The organism is Providencia sp. PROV236, assembly GCF_033676985.1.
Lineage (GTDB): Bacteria > Pseudomonadota > Gammaproteobacteria > Enterobacterales > Enterobacteriaceae > Providencia > Providencia manganoxydans.
The window spans coordinates 3,985,298-4,004,915 of sequence record NZ_CP096297.1; the positions used below are offsets into that span (position 1 = coordinate 3,985,298).

At 37.9% G+C, this 19,618-nt stretch carries 15 protein-coding genes and 1 pseudogene; 7 read left to right on the forward strand and 9 right to left on the reverse strand.

The genetic code is table 11. The annotated features are described in order from the left end of the window. Positions 1-26 precede the first annotated feature (26 nt). Positions 27-3,023: an autotransporter domain-containing protein gene (locus M1E96_RS18485; protein ID WP_369427276.1), complete on the reverse strand. Its 2,997-nt coding sequence runs from the start codon at positions 3,021-3,023 to the stop codon at positions 27-29. Positions 3,024-3,570: 547 nt separating this feature from the next. Here M1E96_RS18485 and M1E96_RS18490 point away from each other — a divergent pair. From M1E96_RS18490 to M1E96_RS18500, 3 genes are all read left to right on the forward strand, one after another. Further along, on the forward strand, positions 3,571-3,891 hold the full coding sequence (locus M1E96_RS18490) for a helix-turn-helix transcriptional regulator (RefSeq protein WP_319067206.1): 321 nt from the start codon (positions 3,571-3,573) through the stop codon (positions 3,889-3,891). 1,024 nt (positions 3,892-4,915) lie between these two features. Further along, entirely contained in the window at positions 4,916-6,337 is a 1,422-nt protein-coding gene (locus M1E96_RS18495; protein WP_319067207.1) for an FAD-binding oxidoreductase, read from the forward strand. Positions 6,338-6,500: 163 nt separating this feature from the next. Beyond that, positions 6,501-6,992: a RidA family protein gene (locus M1E96_RS18500; RefSeq protein ID WP_070925351.1), complete on the forward strand. Its 492-nt coding sequence runs from the start codon at positions 6,501-6,503 to the stop codon at positions 6,990-6,992. Between the two features lie 128 nt (positions 6,993-7,120). Here the strand turns inward: M1E96_RS18500 and M1E96_RS18505 are convergent, their stop codons facing one another. From M1E96_RS18505 to M1E96_RS18525, 5 genes are all read right to left on the reverse strand, one after another. After that, a complete protein-coding gene (locus M1E96_RS18505; RefSeq protein ID WP_070925350.1) occupies positions 7,121-7,876 on the reverse strand; it encodes an ABC transporter ATP-binding protein in 756 nt (251 codons plus the stop codon). Position 7,877: 1 nt separating this feature from the next. Next, the gene (locus tag M1E96_RS18510) at positions 7,878-8,861 is read right to left on the reverse strand and encodes an iron chelate uptake ABC transporter family permease subunit (protein ID WP_140182959.1); all 984 of its coding nucleotides are present in this window, start codon (positions 8,859-8,861) and stop codon (positions 7,878-7,880) included. After that, positions 8,848-9,810, reverse strand: a complete 963-nt coding sequence (locus tag M1E96_RS18515; protein WP_140182958.1) for an ABC transporter permease — start codon at positions 9,808-9,810, stop codon at positions 8,848-8,850. Before M1E96_RS18515 ends, M1E96_RS18510 begins: the two co-directional genes overlap by 14 nt. Before the next feature lie 3 nt (positions 9,811-9,813). Continuing rightward, complete coding sequence (locus M1E96_RS18520) at positions 9,814-10,782, reverse strand: siderophore ABC transporter substrate-binding protein (RefSeq protein WP_140182957.1); 969 nt, start codon at positions 10,780-10,782, stop codon at positions 9,814-9,816. Between the two features lie 420 nt (positions 10,783-11,202). Beyond that, on the reverse strand, positions 11,203-12,402 hold the full coding sequence (locus M1E96_RS18525) for a nicotinamide mononucleotide deamidase-related protein YfaY (protein WP_070925346.1): 1,200 nt from the start codon (positions 12,400-12,402) through the stop codon (positions 11,203-11,205). A gap of 140 nt (positions 12,403-12,542) precedes the next feature. Between M1E96_RS18525 and yegD the strand changes: the two genes are divergently transcribed. Continuing rightward, positions 12,543-13,895 (forward strand): molecular chaperone, encoded by a 1,353-nt coding sequence (gene yegD / locus M1E96_RS18530; protein WP_319067211.1) that lies wholly within the window; start codon positions 12,543-12,545, stop codon positions 13,893-13,895. A 120-nt stretch (positions 13,896-14,015) separates the two neighbouring features. Here the strand turns inward: yegD and M1E96_RS18535 are convergent. The 3 genes and pseudogenes from M1E96_RS18535 to M1E96_RS18545 form a co-directional block, all read right to left on the reverse strand. Continuing rightward, positions 14,016-14,642, reverse strand: a pseudogene (locus tag M1E96_RS18535) (GNAT family N-acetyltransferase); the annotation flags it as partial. A 23-nt stretch (positions 14,643-14,665) separates the two neighbouring features. Continuing rightward, positions 14,666-15,363 (reverse strand): IS1 family transposase gene (locus M1E96_RS18540; protein WP_104872948.1). Its coding sequence is split into 2 segments (ribosomal slippage): positions 14,666-15,114 and positions 15,114-15,363, totalling 699 coding nucleotides; the frame shifts between segments, so codons are not numbered across the junction. 286 nt (positions 15,364-15,649) lie between these two features. Next, positions 15,650-16,060 (reverse strand): helix-turn-helix domain-containing protein, encoded by a 411-nt coding sequence (locus tag M1E96_RS18545; RefSeq protein WP_369427277.1) that lies wholly within the window; start codon positions 16,058-16,060, stop codon positions 15,650-15,652. A gap of 54 nt (positions 16,061-16,114) precedes the next feature. On the opposite strand from M1E96_RS18545, the gene M1E96_RS18550 reads away from it, so the two are divergent. The 3 genes from M1E96_RS18550 (at position 16,115) to M1E96_RS18560 (ending at position 19,412) form a co-directional block, all read left to right on the forward strand. Then, a protein-coding gene (locus M1E96_RS18550; RefSeq protein WP_104872948.1) for an IS1 family transposase occupies positions 16,115-16,812 on the forward strand; the annotation gives its coding sequence in 2 pieces (ribosomal slippage) (positions 16,115-16,364 and positions 16,364-16,812; 699 coding nt in all). Positions 16,813-17,502: 690 nt separating this feature from the next. Further along, complete coding sequence (locus tag M1E96_RS18555) at positions 17,503-18,339, forward strand: HNH endonuclease (protein ID WP_369427278.1); 837 nt, start codon at positions 17,503-17,505, stop codon at positions 18,337-18,339. Positions 18,340-18,992: 653 nt separating this feature from the next. Then, positions 18,993-19,412 (forward strand): hypothetical protein, encoded by a 420-nt coding sequence (locus tag M1E96_RS18560; RefSeq protein WP_319067236.1) that lies wholly within the window; start codon positions 18,993-18,995, stop codon positions 19,410-19,412. The last annotated feature ends 206 nt before the right edge of the window (positions 19,413-19,618 follow it).

The following is a 19,618-nucleotide window of genomic DNA, read 5'->3' on the forward strand; positions in this document are numbered from 1 at the left end:
TCGCTATAAACCTTTTAATTTATTTTTTAAAACGTCCAGTTAATCCCAAGAGCAACATTATTATCTTGATAGTTTGAAGATAAGCTTCCTGAATAATCTAAATATATCTTAGCATTTTTGCTCATGAACAAATCAGCACCAACGTTTACTACAGCACCATTTCTTGAGGCAGGGACACTACTCACAGTAAAATGTTGATTTGATCCTTTCAGTACCAAAGACATATCTCGATTAACATTATCAAGTTGGTGCTGCCAACCCAATTCATTATGAAGATTTAAGTACAATGATTGCCCTATTGGTAATTCAGTTTCCGCTCTTAATCCTAATATCGATATTTTAGCATCTGCACTTTGTTTATTTTCATGCAATGCTGTAATCCCTCCCATCTCGTTAATATCAGTACTTCGCATATTCACATAAGCCAGATTAAAAAAAGGCTCTATGTTCACATTGTTAAAGGTAGTCTTCTGTGCCACCTCAATAAATATTTGCGAGACATTTGCTGAATAATTACCTGTTAAATAATCCTGTTGTTCGTAGTACTGAATAGAACGTTGAGTATCTATATTATATAAAGAGTATGTCGCACCAGAACGTATCATCACATTATCAAAATTTTTACTGCCATAAACACCGATATGATATTGATGAGCTTCGGCATTCGTACGATAGCCATTGTCAACTGTTGCTTGTGTATAGCCGGTTACTATCCCCCCTTGCCAGCCATGATCAAAAACGGAATCAATACCTAATAACACACCATAATTTGATGTTCGATAACCTCTTGAATTCGAAGTTCCTGAAGCATGTCCCCAAGCACGATGTATTTTAGCCCAAGCACCACTTGAGTTTACTTTAATATCCGGTGCGACGTTACGACCACTGGATTGCAATAGCCGCTGATTGAGTGTGTCACGTAAATAGTAGCTATCATTAATCATTGCAGAAGTGATATCCGCATAAATTTGACCTGATAATTGATGGTATATGTCTCTAACCTCATTTTCATTAGTTAGTATCAACATACTTTCATAGATAGGATGACCGGCAGCCATTGAATCAATAGCGCTAGCAATAGAACGCTCATTTTTAGTCAAAGCGATATCGGTAAAGAGAACATCATTACGTTTAAAATTTAATATGACAGAGTTCTCTGTGTAATTTAATGACGAGTCTAGAAATAAAGAATAAGGTTCTAACTGATTAAATTCACCACTTAGCCCCTTCAGCGCTGTTAAAATAGTCATCTCTTGATTAAGAAAGCTATTAACATTGTTATATTGCAGTAAATTACCCCATTCAGAGAGAGAAATAATAAGGTCAGCATTATTAATTTGTGCCATACCATCGCTTTGAATTAAATCATTCCCTCCATCAAGGGAATATTGCATTAAATAGAAAGCGCCTTCATCAAATATCACATCCCCCTTCACAGATAAAGTGCCAATACTATTACCCGGAGCAATGACTGCGCCTTTTTCAACATTCAATGCACCTATGGTGCCAGTGCCTGAAAGGATCCCATTATCTTGAACATTAACGAGTGAATTACCATGGTAGCCATTAATAATTAGGCCACCTTCCATAACTGTTGTCGTTCCTGAAAAACTATTGTTACCAGTCAGTTCAAGAGCACCTGATCCATCTTTAATAAAGTGTCCATCACCAGTAATATCATTTCCCCATACATCATAGGCATTAAAACCACCTTTACTGCTATCCATGATGATATGGATATCACCATTAAATGCTCCATAACCGTCCACGGCTGCATATAAATTTAACCTAGCCCAACCAGAACCATCATCTAGGGCGTGGCCTGATTCAATTTCAGTTGTCGCCAAAACATCTCGCCTTTGTTCATTAGTTAAATAAGGAAACCGAGTTGCAAGCAATATTTCAGCACCTTCAGGAACAACAGGAGCTAAATCTGTTGGGCCAATCGCAGATAAACCATAAGTTAAGCTCCATGTATATTGTTCTTTTTTCTTTTGCAACTCATCAGCAGTACTGTTATCGACAATACAGTCAGCGATAGTGCTATTACATCCCATTTCAAGTAGTGAGCGCAGATCCAATTGTGCATCTGCTATTAATGATTGAAAATCATTTGATGTTGTTACAGTTTGCCCTAACAACGATACGGTATCTTGATTTAAATAATCAGGGTTGTTATTCAATAGTTGCGTTAACGTATAGAGTGTCATTATACGCGCTCCAATGACATCTAGAGGATAATGCACTCCCAACACTACACGGCTGTTAGCATACTCAGCCCCACGATATAAAAATGCTTGAAATAATTCAGGGATCATTTCAGCAAACAGTAACGTTGTCGTAAAACCAAATGTTGAGTGGCCGCTAGGGAAGGCGGCATTACTGACCACCGTAGATAAAATATCATTTTGTCCATCAACCACATGACCAAAAAAATCTATACCATCAAAACTTTCGATATTATCAGCAGAGACTTGAACTGGACGAGAGTTCCCCACTGTATTTTTATGTTCATTATCCGGTTGGTAAGCAATATCATAAATATTATAAAAACCATCTTCAGGCAATGTAATATCCGTTGCGAGATTATTAAGATCGCCATCAATACTCCCATTGGCATAAAAATTTTTAGCAAAGGTCGTATTTTCCTGAGTCAGTGTATTAGCTTCAAATAATAGTTTTTCGAAACTTGATGAGAATATTGAAGCACTATACATGTTCTCATTAATACTATTATTTTTAGCAAATATCTGACTCATTGTTTCCCCTAAAGCATCAGAAACCAGTAAGCCATTTGACATAGAACCAAACAATGCAGCAATGGTATTATCATAAATCGCTTGTTGGCGTAGTTCTTCAGTAGAAGAGTTATTGATAGAGATAACTGTTGCAATATTTTGACTTAAAATATTTTTTCCTGCATCGGTATTATTTAATTGACTAAAACTAATAATTAATTCGGTTGCGTTTATGATCCGTTCTTCGACTGCATAAGCAGGTGCTAATGCACCTAACACTAACATAAGTAAGCATTCTTTTCGTGAAATAAACATTATAAATTAGCCATATTCAGATATTGTAGGTGCAAAACAATATCGTCGAAATATGACTAAAAAATTAAATAACGTGGTACATGAAAAATTATTGCTACAAAAGCACAAAAAGCCTATCCACTTTGCGTCTCCCTCTTTTTAGCCTCACAAAAATCATTTCAATCAGTAATAAATTGAAACAAAATGATTCAAAAATTTAATATCGAACAAAAGAAAATTAAAGATCGATTACATTAATTTTAAAACCATAATTAGAATTTAAGATAAAAACAACTCCTAAAATGACTATTTTTATCATATATTTAACCTTTCAATAAACAAAAAAAATGAGATTACACAAACCATTTACATCGAAAAAAACGATCGAAAATACATGCATGATAGAATTAACCTATCAAAAATCACCATCTAATTAGATACAAACATTTTTACATCCGGTATTAACTCGCTATAGTAAATGCTATATATAGCCAACCATGACATTACCTTCACACAGAAAATTTGATAGAAACTGAATATGGAAGAAAATAGACTGACTGCATTAGCAGGTCTTTTTTTACGCAAAGCAAGAAAAGAAAAAAACATCACGGGTAAACAACTCGCAAAGTTAATGGGAATTAGCCAACAACAAATTTCTCGTTATGAGAATGGCATAACACCATTAACACTTGATCTATTACACCGATTCTTATTAACCCTAGATCAGGATGGATTAACTTTCATGCAAAAAATTTTCCACGAGTACCATGGTAGTATTAGCAATAAACCAGAAACACTATCCAGCCCACCACCGCTAAGCCAATACATTAAACACTTTATTAAAGATAAAAGCTGTTAAATACGATTAATTATTCCGCGTACTTTTGTTCATAAATTCATTTTTATTGCGACAGCAAAATAATAAACCAATATAGAACAAATCTATGTTTATTCATCGCTATTTTGCACCGCGAATTCGACAAAAAGGCTTTAAATGAAAGTATTTTCCCAAAAATCACTCACAGTAGGGAGTATCATTAATTTCCTCGCGAATTAGCTTAGTTTAGATACAATATTTACTCAAAAAACAAGCGAAATTAATATTGGAATAAAAAGGTTGTTTCCAATATTAATGAATTTGGTACTCACAATAACCCCAAATAAATTGTTAGTATATTTTACAGAATGAGTTAACAACTAGATTCAAATTTAATAAATTTATCAGTAAAAATGACTAACCACGTACTTAAACAAAATAAGAAAACAACAACCAATTGTATATAAAGGAAAAAATTATGATAAATATATTTATCTATTTTATTAAACAATAGTGTAAACAACATGTGACGCTATTTAAATATAAAAACAAGACAAAACCAAAATATCATTTTAAATAAGTAAAACCACATAAATAGTGATATTTAGAAAACCTTATGCAATAGAAAGTTATTTTTCAACCACACCATCAATCCATAAGGCAAATTAAATTCATTGAAGCCGCAAATTTATTACGTTATTTATCAAACCTTATCGATTAAACACATAATAAAAAACTGAACATTATTTGGCTAATTTAAGTATTTTTGTTTATTACTTACCAAATGAAACTAATTTTAACTTTACTTTAGTCAGAAAAATAATGACTGTACACTTAATCTGACATTAACCTGCGTTTTTTCCTTCCTTAAAATAGCCCTTTTTATCAAGAAACCGCGTAAAGCCTTTACAGGCTTGACTATATTCGGTTACGAATATTAGCATTTCACTTAATATCATTAACAAATAATACCCCTAATTAACAATACAGTGAATTATGGTAATATGATTATCTTAAATTGTAATAATTTACTATATAAAAACTAAGGTTATTATTGAGGTTATAGATGAAAATCTCGAGAAGAAAACTACTTTTAGGGGTCGGTGCTGCGGGTGTTCTCGCAGGGGGTGCTGCGGTTGTTCCAATGATCCGCAGAGAAGGTCGTTTTGAAACTACTAAATCTCGTGTTCCTGCGGTAGCAGGTACTGAAGGCGCATTACCAAAAGCTGCTGATGCCGTAGTTATCGGTGCCGGCCTTCAAGGAATAATGACTGCAATTAATCTTACAGAAAGAGGAATGAATGTTGTTATTTGCGAGAAAGGCGTTGTAGGTGGCGAGCAATCAGGCCGTGCCTATAGCCAAATTATTAGCTACAAAACCTCGCCAGAGATTTTTCCATTACACCACTATGGAAAAATTTTATGGAATGGCATGAATGAAAAAATTGGTGCTGACACCAGTTTCCGTGTTCAAGGCCGTGTAGAGGTTCCTTCTAGTGAAGAAGACTTAGAAATCTCAAGAGAGTGGATCAGAAAAACAGCGGAAAATCCAGGTTTCGACACTCCACTTAGAACCCGTATGATCGAAGGTGATGAGCTAGCTCAACGCCTTGCCGGTGCTCAAACACCTTGGAAAATCGCTGGCTTTGAAGAAGACTCAGGTAGCCTTGACCCTGAAGTTGTGACACCAACGATGGCTAACTACGCAAAATCATTGGGTATCCGCATCTACACTAATTGTGCAGTACGCGGTATTGAAACAGCTGGCGGCAAAATCTCTGATGTTGTCACCGAAAAAGGCTCAATCAAAACCTCTAACGTTGTTCTGACCGGCGGTATCTGGTCTCGCCTATTTATGGGCAACCTTGGTATTGATGTTCCAACACTGAACGTTTATCTGTCTCAGCAACGCATTACTGGCGTACCTGGTGCACCAAAAGGTAACGTACACTTACCAAATGGTATCCACTTCCGTGAACAAGCTGATGGGACTTATGCAGTTGCTCCTCGCATCTTCACCAGCTCAATTGTTAAAGATAGCTTCCTGCTAGGGCCACGCTTTATGCACCTGCTACAAGGTGGTGAGCTGCCATTAGAATTCTCTATCGGTAAAGATCTCTTTAACTCATTTACCATGGCAACTTCATGGCAATTAGATGAGAAGACACCATTTGAAGAGTTCCGTACCGCAACCAATACACCAAATACTGAACATCTTGATGGAGTACTGGAACGACTGAGAAAAGAATTCCCAGTATTTAAAGAGTCTAAAGTAGTTGAACGTTGGGGTGGTACCGTTAGCCCAACAGATGATGAAATACCAATCATCTCTAAAATTGAACAATACCCGGGCCTTGTTATCAATACAGCAACAGGTTGGGGTATGACAGAAAGCCCTGCGTCTGGTCAACTGACTGCGGATCTATTAATGGATACCAAACCCGTTATCGATCCACATCCATACAGGCTATCTCGTTTTACTGAGTAATAAGAACGCTTTTTTTACGAGTATTTATACACTTAATGTACTCTAAATAATTCGAGGTGCAGCTAGGTGACTAGTGTGAGTCAACGATGTCACTCCCTATATGGGAAAGGCTGCAACTTGAATTATGAAGAGTATATAATTTTGATAATGTTAAGGAGCTTACATGCGCTATAAAACTTTACTGCTTTCCCTTCCGTTGATTTTGGGTGTAGCAAGTGCAAATGCTGAAGGTGTTAAAACCCATAAGCTACAAGGAATGCCTATCGCTGAATCCGTAGAAATTAGCGCTAACAATGATATCATTTTCCTAAGCGGGAAAGTTCCTACTAAGATCTCTAAAGATGCACCTGAAGGTGTTTTAGAGTCTTACGGTAACACTGAAGTTCAGACTGTTAACATCATGAATCAAATCAAAGACCACTTAGAAAAATTAGGTCTGACCATGAATGATGTTGTCAAAATGCAAGTTTTCTTGGTCGGTGGTGATGAAACCCAAGGAAATATGGATTTTGCTGGCTTTATGGCTGGATATTCAAAATTCTATAATGACAAATCAGAGAATCTACCTGCTCGTTCAACATTCCAAGTGGCTAAATTAGCAAATCCAGCTTGGCGTGTAGAGATCGAAGTGACTGCTGTTCGCCCTAAGAAATAATTTTATAAAGCCGCTTCAAGATATTGAACGCGGCTTTATCCTTAACTTATCTAGGTGGCAAGCCTATTTCCTTTGACTAAAATGGCTTTAATTCACATCAAAACTTACCTGCAAAGATAAATACCCCCCTAGTAATACATCGCAATTAACTTATTATCGACGGATTTTACTTCGATCGGCGTGTCAAAAATATCTTCGATAATTTCTGCTTTCATAATGTCATTCGGCGCACCGTGATAAGCCAATCTCCCCGCTCTCATCGCGATGATATGATCTGAATAAACTGACGCAAAGTTAATATCGTGGATCACTAAGATAATCGTTTTACCTAATTCATCTGCGGCACGGCGTAACAACTTCATCATAATCACTGCATGCTTCATATCTAGGTTGTTAAGTGGCTCGTCCAGTAGCACATATTCCGTGTCTTGGCACAGTACCATTGCGACATAAGCACGTTGGCGTTGTCCCCCTGATAATTCATCCAAATAACGATAACGCAAATTAGATAAATTTAAAAAATTGAGTGACTCATCAATTTTCTTTTTATCATCAATAGTTAAGCGCCCTTTAGTATAAGGAAAGCGCCCAAACCCCACCAGCTCTTCGACGGTTAATCGGCTGGCAAATTGGTTCTCTTGACGCAACACCGATAAATACGTCGCTAATTTATCACTTGGCGTCTTTACAACATCTAATTCATTGACTTTTACATGCCCCGAGTCTGCGGTGAGCAGACGCCCAATGATTGACAATAGCGTTGATTTACCCGCCCCATTAGGCCCTATAATCGAGGTAATGCCACTATTTTTAATGGTGGTCGTGATGTTATCTAAGACCTTAGTATCCTGATAACTTTTCGATATCTGATTAATTTCAATCATACTAAAACCTTCTTAACACCATATAAATAAAGAATATGCCACCGATAAACTCAATCACGACAGAGAGCGTACCTGCCATATTTAGGCCATAATCGAGGATCAATTGCCCGCCAATCAATGCAATCACACCTAATAAAAAGGAGACAGGTAATAGATAACGATGTTGGCTGCTACCACTGATGAAATAGGCTAGGTTAGCGACCATTAAACCTAAAAAAGTCAACGGTCCAACTAAGGCTGTAGACACCGCCACTAAAATAGAAATAAGTAATAAAATCACCGTCACTTTTTGGCGATAATTAATACCTAAATTAATTGCATTCGCTTGCCCTAATGCCAAAACATCAAAGCAATAACGCATGCGCCACAACAAGATACCGACAACCAAGGTAATAACAAGGGTAAATAAAATTAACTCAGGTGTTGCTCGAGTAAAAGTGGCAAACATACGACTTTGTAGGATCGAAAATTCATTAGGATCCATCAAACGTTGCAACAAAGTCGCTGTACTTTGGAACAAGGTTCCTAAAATAATACCGACCATCAGTACTAGATTAATATTCAGTTTTGCAGATACGAACAACCAGCGGTATAGCAGCACAGAAAATAATACTAATAGAGAGGATTCTAATAAAAATTTACCAATATTCAGTAACCAAGACGCAGGCAGACTATCGGTATAAAACACGAAAATAGTCTGTAATAAAATGAATAACGCTTCTAGCCCCATAATAGAGGGAGTTAAAATTTTATTATTAGCGATAGTTTGGAACAGTACCGTCGAAACCCCTGAAGCAAATGCCACAAGTATCATCGTCAGTACCATATAACCTCGATGAGGTAGAATATAAGCCAGATTATTACCAAGGTTAATCGTCATAAACAGGACAATAGCGATAATTGATAACCCTAATAACAGCCATATTCTTTGTAATGGTGTCATACTTTTTTTAGGTAACACCACTGACGCATTAACTTTTTGCATAACGTTGCTGCTTCAACAATAAAAAAAGGAAAATAACCGCACCAATCACACCTAAAACCACACTAGCTGGGATCTCAAAGGGATAACGAACCAAGCGACCAATAATGTCACAGAGTAAAACTAGTCCGCCGCCCGCAATACAAATCCAAGGCAGTGTTTTACGAATATTATCCCCCATCACTAAGCTGACAAGGTTTGGAATAATCAATCCTAAGAACGGCAACGCACCTACCACCACAACCACGACACCACTAATTAATGCGATTATTGATAGGCCAATCGTCATCACTTTGCGGTAATTTAAACCGACGTTGACTGCAAATTCACGCCCCATACCTGCAACAGTAAAACTATCGGCAATCCAACAGGCTAATAATGTCAGTAATCCAACTAGCCATAACAGCTCATAACGGCCTTGGATAACGCTAGAAAAATCACCGCTCATCCAAGCACCTAAAGATTGTAATAAATCGAAAGAGTAGGCTGTGAAGATAGTCAGTGCACTGATTACAGCGCCAAGCATGATACCAACGAGTGGGACGATTAAGGCTGATTTTAAGATTACTCTACGTAGCAGCAACATAAACAACATGGTGCCTAGCAAAGCAAAACCACTTGCCACCACCATTTTAGTCATAATACCTGCCGCTGGGAAAAGCACCATCACAAATAACAAGCCTAAGCTCGCTGATTGTGTTGTTCCCGCTAACGAAGGCTCAACAAAACGGTTTTGAGTAAGCAGTTGCATGATCAACCCTGCTACGCTCATCGCGCTACCCGCAAGGATTAAAGAAACGGTTCGAGGAATTCGGCTGATAAAAAAGATATCTTGCATCTCTGGATCAGTGAAAAGCGAAACGGGTGACACGTCACCCGCTCCGATAAACAAACTAATCACGGCTAATACCAATAATGCGATAATTCCAAAAAAGAGATAAAGCGTTTTCATTGATTAATTTGTTTGGCTTTTTTCTAATGCGTTATTAACATCGTCCATTAATTGAGAGTATGTTTGGATCCCACCCGCAATATAAACCGCTGTTGGATCAAGGTAAGTCACTTGTTGTTTATTCCATGCAGACGTTTTTCTCACTAATGCATTATCCAAGACTTGCGCTGCTGGCTGAGCATCAGTTCGGCCGATTGCACTATCACGATCAATCACAAATAGCCAATCAGGGTTTAACTTGACTAACAGCTCTGCGTTGACAATATTACCATGTCTGCCAGTATCATCAGGGAACACGTAAGCAGGTTCGAAACCTAATTCATCAAAGATAAAACCAAAACGAGAACCTGGGCCGTAAGCAGAAATCTTGCCACCACTAACCAAGATCACCATCGCTTTTCCTGCATTAGGTGTTTTTTGTTTAATTTTAGCTATTTTATCTTTGAAATCAGCAACCAGTTGCTCGGCTTGCTGCTCTTTACCAAACAGCACACCAAGTTCGCTAGTACGCTCATTTAAGCTATCAATAAAATGCTTATTATCAATATCCATTGAAATTGTTGGTGCGATTGCACTCAATTTGTCATACGCATCACGAGCACGGCTGCCACCTAAAATTAGATCTGGTTGAGCGTTACTAATCGTTTCGTAAGCCGGTTCGAACAGCGTCCCTGCGTTGATATATTCGGTCCCGCTGTATTTAGAAAGAAACTTAGGAAGATGAACGTTTGTTTGTGGTAGGCCTGCAACAGGAACACCTAATGCATCCATGATATCGAGCGTTTCCATATTCATTACAAACACTTTTTCAGGGTGACGCGGAACTTCTGTTTTACCTTGCGCATGTTCAATTGTCATCACCTGCTTCTCAGCAGGTGCGGACGTTGTTGTCGTTTCTTTCGATTGATCACAACCCGCTAATACCAACGCCGATAACAATACCAACCCTGATGTTAATGATTTTACAAACATCCAATAACCTCCGTCTTTTTCATTCAATAAACACAACGGTTAGCATCATCGTTCACAACCTAGGTTGAGTGCTAATTGTGCCCATAATACAAATAATGGCGTCTATACTCTAAATAATTCGAGGTGCAGCTAAGCGACAAGTGAACGAATCGCTAGGAGCATAGAAAACTATGTGACTGCACGAGTGAGCGTAGTCAACAACGCTGCAACTTGAAGTATGACGGGTATATATTACCTTGTCATTAGCACAAATGATATTAGTTTGCATTTGCATTCGCGAAAAATGTAATGACACGCACATATTGCTAAATGAATTATTGATTGTAAAACGTTTGTACTGCCCACTATTTTATTAAATTTATCAAGGCTATTAAGAAGTCCCTTATCCATATTCTATGTAATCAATTATGGTAGTTCAGGCTACAATACCAACGTCTCTGACTGCTCTAACCATTCGTATTGACCAAATACATTCCGCCCTCTTAGCCAACGTAACAACATATCCAGCATCAACATCACACTCACATCCTGTTTTATTTTAGTGCTATGGTTACTTGGCATATAACGAACACGCTGTGCATAGCTTTGTTGTGGAGTATACAACGCTAAGTTTAAACAGCCATCATGATGATCACCGATAGCCAAGCCAATTTGTGCATCCTCTTGCTTAGCCATCGTGCTGGCACGTATTATCAAGGCAGCTAAACTTTGATCTTCTTGCTGATTGAGCACACTGCTGCCATTTAGGGGAGCCGAAACCGAATTCAATGTCCAAGTCAATAACCCCGCACTAAACTCTTCACTGATTGCTACACGTAATTGTTGTTGATTTAAATCGTGACAGATAACGTTAGGTAAGCCTTCGGTTCCCTCAAAAATCAGGTTTTCATTCACCTCAGACTTAATAGTTTGCCACTGCGATAACATTAACTGCTTTTGTGTTGCCGGCCCTGTCAACTTCAATTCAATAATTGGCATGGAAGAACGATAGCCAAGTACGCAACTTTCAGGCAGAGATAACGGATCAAACTGTGTTGCTAAGCTACTTTCACTACGGCCGAAGGTGGTTAAACGTAAACACAAAGGTGGCTCACTAAGTGGGTACCGTTGACGTAGCCGTGGCAAAATTTGTCCATCGACCATCACTTTAAATTCAGATGGAACACCAGGAGTGAAAAATAACCAACAGCCATTGAGCTCCATGGCAAAACCGCATGCCGTACCTACTGGATTATCAATTAATTCAGCCCCTTCTGGTAACAATGCTTGTTTACGGTTAGTTTCCGGCATCACTCGCTCCCTTGAAGCAAAGTAACGTTCCATTACTGCAATCCATTCCACATGTTCGACCAAAGGAACACCTGCTGCTGTCGCAGCAGCTAATGCACTCAAATCATCACTGGTTGGCCCAAGCCCGCCGTTAACAATCAAAATATCGGCATGTTGACTGCGTTCGCACAGTGTCTTAACCAAGTCATCTAAGTTATCACCGGTCGTTGTTCGTCCATTTAAAGGAAAACCTTCTTGGAAAAAACAATCTGCCAACCAAGCTGCATTAGTATCGATAATCTGCCCATGCAGTACTTCATCCCCTGTACTTAACATTTCAACAATTGGCATTGAGGAACCTCAGTTTGTCATTCATAAATGTGGTTAGACTAATCTAACTTAATTAAGCACACTTTTCCTGTAGCAATTCACCATCGCTTCCGGTAAAGTTTGCCGCCTTTTTCAGCAATACAAAGAGACGAGGAGGCGAAATGTTTATTGGCTTTGACTATGGTACATCAAACTGTGCTGTGGCAATTATGGTTCAAGGTAAACCTACCCTACTACCATTAGAAGGTCATAGTACCTACATACCTTCTACTCTATGCGCACCCACTCGCGAATCGGTCTCTGAGCATTTGTTTCGCCACTTAAATATTGCACCGTCCGACGTGGTTGGTGAGCAAATTCTTAGACGCTCAATAGCTTATAACCGCGAAGAAGGTATTGAGCTAGTACCGGAAGACATCGTGTTCGGCCAAGCTGCATTAGATCTGTACCTTAAAGATCCACGTGATGTTTATTATGTCAAATCTCCAAAATCCTTTCTTGGGGCATCTGGTCTACATGAAGTGCAGATTAGTTTTTTTGAAGATCTTGTTTGCGCGATGATGGCCAATATTAAACACACCGCAGAGCAACAGCTTCAGCACACCATCACAGATACAGTGATTGGTCGCCCTATCAACTTCCACGGTCGCGGTGGTGATCTCGCCAATCAACAAGCTGAAGCTATCTTAATTAAAGCAGCAAAGCGGGCTGGTTTTAGGCATATTGAATTTCAATTTGAGCCTGTTGCCGCAGGCCTTGAATATGAAGCCGCGTTAGCACAAGACCAAACCGTGCTGGTCGTCGATATTGGCGGTGGAACCACCGACTGCTCATTAATCAAAATGGGCCCTAGCTACAGGGGAAAAACGGATAGAGCCGACAGCTTATTAGCACATAGCGGCCAACGTGTTGGTGGGAACGATCTTGATATTTATTTAGCATTAAAGAAATTGATGGATCACTTTGGCATGAGTAGCCAAATGGTATCGGGGATCAAAATGCCAATCAGCCAATTTTGGAACCCAATTGCTATTAATAATGTTGAAGCACAAAAAGATTTCTATGCAAAACAAAATCTTGCAGCTCTTAATCGCTTACGCCAAGACGCACAAGAGCCTGAGAAGCTATTACGTTTAATCGAAGTCTATAATGAAACATTAGGCTATAGCCTTGTTCGTCGTGCAGAAGAGGCTAAAATCGCGCTTTCTAAAGACGATAATTACTTGGTACGCATCGCATTACTCAATGAAATATTGGAAGTTGATATTAGCCGAGCACAAATGGTCGATGCAATTGAATCGCCGAAAAGCAAAATGATTGAGTTAGTCAAAGAAGCAGTAAGCCAAGGAGGGGTTCAACCCGATGCTATTTTTATGACTGGCGGATCAGCGCAATCGCCTGTGTTATGTCAGGCGATTGAACAACAGTTGCCTAATATCCCGATTGTACGTGGTAATGATTTCGGCTCAGTGACCGCAGGCCTCACTCGTTGGGCTGAGATTTGCTTTAAATAATCAATATAGACTCCAAATAATTCGAGGTGCAGCTAGGTGACCAGTGAATGAGTATAGTCACCATACCTTAACGGAAGGTGCTGCAACTTGAAGTATCACCAATATAAATGGTGTGACATGTCACGTCTCCGCTTCTTTAGACTCATTACCTAAATGCACCGCCACATATCGCTGATAACGTGTTGGTTTTAACTTAGTGAGATCCACCAACACCAATCCGTCTATACAGTTGTTAAACGCAGGATCAGTACCAAAATCAATAAACTGTACTCCACCGGGTTCACACAGCTCGGTATACTGCTTATACAATGTTGGGATTGAGCTGCCAATATTGCTCAATAAGCTTTTCAACCTAATTAAGTCATCTTGATAATTATCACCAGAAAACTGTGCCAGCACCTGTGGTAATGATGCTGGATAAGGCTGTCGAGATTGTGCCATGGCATGTTCAGGGGAAAAATAGAGGCGATAAAAGGCAATTAATAGGTCACGCGCTGCAATTGGCATGGTTCCTGACATTGAAACGGGACCAAATAAGTAACGATATTGCGGATATTTTGCTAAATATGCCCCGATCCCTAACCACAAATAGTCGAGACCACGTTTTCCCCAATAAGCAGGTTGGATAAAACTCCGCCCTAACTCAATACCTTGCTCAAGGATCGGGCGCATTTCTTGATCGTAATGAAACAAAGTATAACTATAGATACTTTCAATACCTTTATTCGTTAATTGCTCCGAGGTGGGTCGTGTATTCAATATAGAGATCATCATAATAGATAGTGTTCACGTTCAATGAATGTCCCGATAATTTTGTCATGCATTTCAGGTGACTTCGAGTAACCTAACGTCTTACGGTTAAGGCGCTTCAAGCGGTTTCTCAGATTCAAATTCTCTCTTTCTATTCGTTGCGTATAAAACTTACTTGCTACATGTTTCTGCTTGGGCAATATCTCATAAGCACTGAACTTATCCGTGCACCAAAAAGCGACATTAAACCTAGACAGTAAAGCCAGTAACTGGCGAAGAGTCCTTTTGTTTCGACGACCAAACGTATGAGCAATAATCCGTTTTAGGCGGGGCTCCCACGCATACCAAAGCCAGCGTTGTTGCTTCTTATTAGTCACAAAAGACCACTGTTCATCGACCTCGCAAAGGAGTTCAATGTGCAGATTATCAAGAGGTAAAGAGGTTACCTGTCTAGGCGAGAGTTTTTTAAAGTACGAACAACCGCATTAATGCTGATATGAAGGGCCCTAGCAGTATCACGAATACCGGCATTATTCATCGTGAGGTCGATAATTTTATCTTTAGTTCCGGGTTGGCAAGCACGATATTTATAATCGAGTTGGAAGCTTCGGCAGCAATCTTGGCAACGATAACGTTGATGACCAGTGCTACCTAATCCATGTTTTTTCACTGGGGGCGTTTGTTGACAAAATGGGCACCTTACATCGACTTTAGCCATGAATATTCTCCGATAAATTACCCTATATTACAGGTTAATCACCGGATTGAATACATGACCATATTACTATTATCTTAAAACACGCATAAGCTTGGCTGAACGCATATCGCTGTATTTTCCTAATACCGAGAATTATTATCGCATCATCAAGTTTAGCTAATACCACAACACTACCCATCCTATCCGAAAAACCGCCATTATTGTTGAAAATTTATGAAGGATATCCGTTTGGTGATGGCATATAGCTTAGGAGAAAACGATATTTTCGTCCTAAGCCATTATTGAATTAATTTTTCAGCTGTAGCGCAACATACAATAAAACTTTACTTTCAATGGTCAATAAATCTAACTTTGTGATATCTGATATTCTTTTTAGTCGGTAATCTAATGTATTGCGATGAATGAATAATTCTTTAGCAGTCTCACTCATGATTAAATTGTTTTTAAACCATATTGTTAATGTTTTAATTAAGACACCATTTGCATCTTCATGTAGTAATATATTTAGCGGCTTTAATAGTTCTTCTGATGACCATTTGAAATTTAGGCCATATAATAAAACAGGTAACATGATATCTTGGTAGCAATAAACCCTTAATTTTGGTTTTTTAGCTTTTCCTACCTGAAGGGTTATTTTGGCTGTTTCATAAGATTTTTTTATTGCTTCTTCTGGTGATTCAAAGAAAAAATTGGTCATGTATTCAATCCGGTGATTAACCTGTAATATAGGGTAATTTATCGGAGAATATTCATGGCTAAAGTCGATGTAAGGTGCCCATTTTGTCAACAAACGCCCCCAGTGAAAAAACATGGATTAGGTAGCACTGGTCATCAACGTTATCGTTGCCAAGATTGCTGCCGAAGCTTCCAACTCGATTATAAATATCGTGCTTGCCAACCCGGAACTAAAGATAAAATTATCGACCTCACGATGAATAATGCCGGTATTCGTGATACTGCTAGGGCCCTTCATATCAGCATTAATGCGGTTGTTCGTACTTTAAAAAACTCTCGCCTAGACAGGTAACCTCTTTACCTCTTGATAATCTGCACATTGAACTCCTTTGCGAGGTCGATGAACAGTGGTCTTTTGTGACTAATAAGAAGCAACAACGCTGGCTTTGGTATGCGTGGGAGCCCCGCCTAAAACGGATTATTGCTCATACGTTTGGTCGTCGAAACAAAAGGACTCTTCGCCAGTTACTGGCTTTACTGTCTAGGTTTAATGTCGCTTTTTGGTGCACGGATAAGTTCAGTGCTTATGAGATATTGCCCAAGCAGAAACATGTAGCAAGTAAGTTTTATACGCAACGAATAGAAAGAGAGAATTTGAATCTGAGAAACCGCTTGAAGCGCCTTAACCGTAAGACGTTAGGTTACTCGAAGTCACCTGAAATGCATGACAAAATTATCGGGACATTCATTGAACGTGAACACTATCTATTATGATGATCTCTATATTGAATACACGACCAGTAATATACTTGAGCCAATACGCTCACATAAGCCAAAACCCAATGCATAATGATAGGCAATAAGAAATAGGTACATTGAGTGAACCACCTTCGAGTATCGTAAAAAGAACTAATACACATCTTAAAAATAATAAAAACAACTCCTAAGCAAAAGGAGATGTAAGATATAAATGCTGAACAATGGTATTAGTTTTATTCGGTGCATTAGATTTATTACATAAGCATTTTTTATCATTTCAATATGCAATTAATCTATGCATTTTCATACTTATTTCGAGGGCTTTTAAAGCATATTTCACCAAATTCCGACAAATAATATTTTTTCATACTATTTTATTTCATTAACAGTATAAAAATTTTTATTGCCTATTTGTGAATATCCGTTAGTAAACTTATTATAACAAAACCTCACCCTATAAAAACAAATATATCAATAAGATAGAGTAAAATAAAAACATAATTCCTTTCAAGGAATAGCACTATTTTATATGTAAAAATAAGTAGATAGGATATATTTTAATGAATTAAGATATTCTGCAAGATTAAGCATATGCGTAGTTCCAATAATCAATTATCACCTGTAAAGTATAGAAGTAAGATTAACTAAGCTAACCGTTATTCGGTATATGCTAAAGCTAGATATTTTAAGAACAGGCAAAAAATCATGGAAAAATATAATGATCTTAAAATAGGCACAAAGCTCAACAACACTGAGCTTTGTAGAATATTTGGATGTAGCCCCCAAGGTGGCATGCGTCGTTCCCATAAAACAAATACTCTAATTATTATCTCAAATCATATTAAATCTATTTACGATGATCGCTGGTCCGATAATGTACTTCATTATACCGGTATGGGCACTAAAGGTGATCAAAGCTTAAGCTTTCAGCAAAATAAAACTTTAGCTGAATCAAGAATTAATGGCGTTACAGTTCATCTTTTTGAAGTATTTAAAGCTCAAGAGTATACCTACATGGGTGAAGTTATTCTTGATGACCTCCCGTATTCAGAAACACAAACTGATGAACAAGGAAAACCTAGAAGAGTTTATATTTTTCCGTTAAAGCTAGTTTCATGCGAACGGCAGATCCAGCGAAAAGATCGAGACAATATAGATAATATTAGAGCTCGTAAAGCAAAAAAACTTTCCCTTGAGGAACTTCAAATATTAGCAGCTAAAAGTAGAAAAGTAGCCACTCGCTATCAGCAACAATCGACAAATTATGAAAGAAATATTTGGGTCGCAGAGTTGGCTAAAAGGCTAGCGAAAGGCAAATGTCAGCTTTGCCTACAACAAGCACCGTTTAAAAATACTAATGGTGAACCCTATCTAGAAACACATCATATCGTTTGGCTTTCCAAAGGTGGTGATGATACATGTGACAATACCGTTGCATTATGCCCTAATTGCCACAAGAAAATGCACATAGTTAATAATGAAGACGATATTGAGATTCTCAAAGAACGATGTAAAGAATTATTAGACCATTACAGTGTGTGAACTAGTAGGCAAATGTAGAGGGTAATTTATTGAAAATGAAAGACTATAACCTGTTACTTCAGGCGTGTAGTCAGTGCTTCACTCAATATCAGGTAGAGTTATCTATATTAGTTCATAATCTCTTTTATATTTTTATTGAATATTATCAACACTTCTCATAATCTTAACCTAAGTTGAATTTCATATGGAAGTAACATCGCATATAAATATGATCCAGTATCAAAAACACTCATTGATGCTAATGATAAATTTAGTTTCGAAGCCGTACCTGATTATGATGAACTCTACTACCAAGCCAGCCTAACAAAAATCAAGGGGATCCTGAATAACGAAGAGGACGATGACAATGTCGCTGCCGTGATTACCATTGAAGAAGCTAATTATATTTTAAAAAACCTAACAACTCCGACACCATTCAAAGACCCTAAAGAAACGTTGTTTGGTATTGGTGACTTTATATCTAATTTTTCAGGAAATACCTATGAGACATACAGAGTGGTAGAATTGTTAACGAATTTAGAAATTTCAATATTATAGCAACAGAATACATTGGTCCTAATGGAAATACTTATATCCGCTTATCTGGTCATGCTGGAATTAGAACCTATTTAGATGGAACTCGATATTTAGTCAACAACCCTAGAATTTTATACATGGGAGTTGGAACTCAAGGAATGAATAATATTTCTTTCGGAGCAGCTCGATTTGCCATTGTTTTTTCAGCAGCTTATAGAATGGTAGAATTAATATTCAAAAATGAATCCACACTAGTTAATTTTTTCGTAAATATAACTATGGATATGGCAAAATTAGCTATTAGCACTCAAATAACAACCGCTATAACGAGTGGATTAGTTACAGCCGCTTTAACCACTGGAACAAGCGTAATGCTCGTAACCTTAGGCGTATTTTCTGTAGGTGTATTAGCAGCGCTACTACTCTATTGGTTAGATGATAAATTTGGCATAAGTGAATCAATCATAAGAGACTTAAAATTTCACCGTAGAACTAAAGTAGAAACAAGAAGTCCTCAACCTGTATTTAATAACTGGAAGGCGTTAGGTCGTGGATAAAATAAACCCTATACAATTAATATTATCCTCTATAGCTCTTTTGATTTTAGCAATTTTCGGGATCTATTTATCAGCAACATATTATATTGATTACTTCCAAATGAAACCTAGAATTTTATTCTCATTTCAAACAGGATTCATTTGTTTTGAATCACCTTTAGTACTGTATTTTTCATATTATAGCTTTATTTTAGGATATAAAAAAA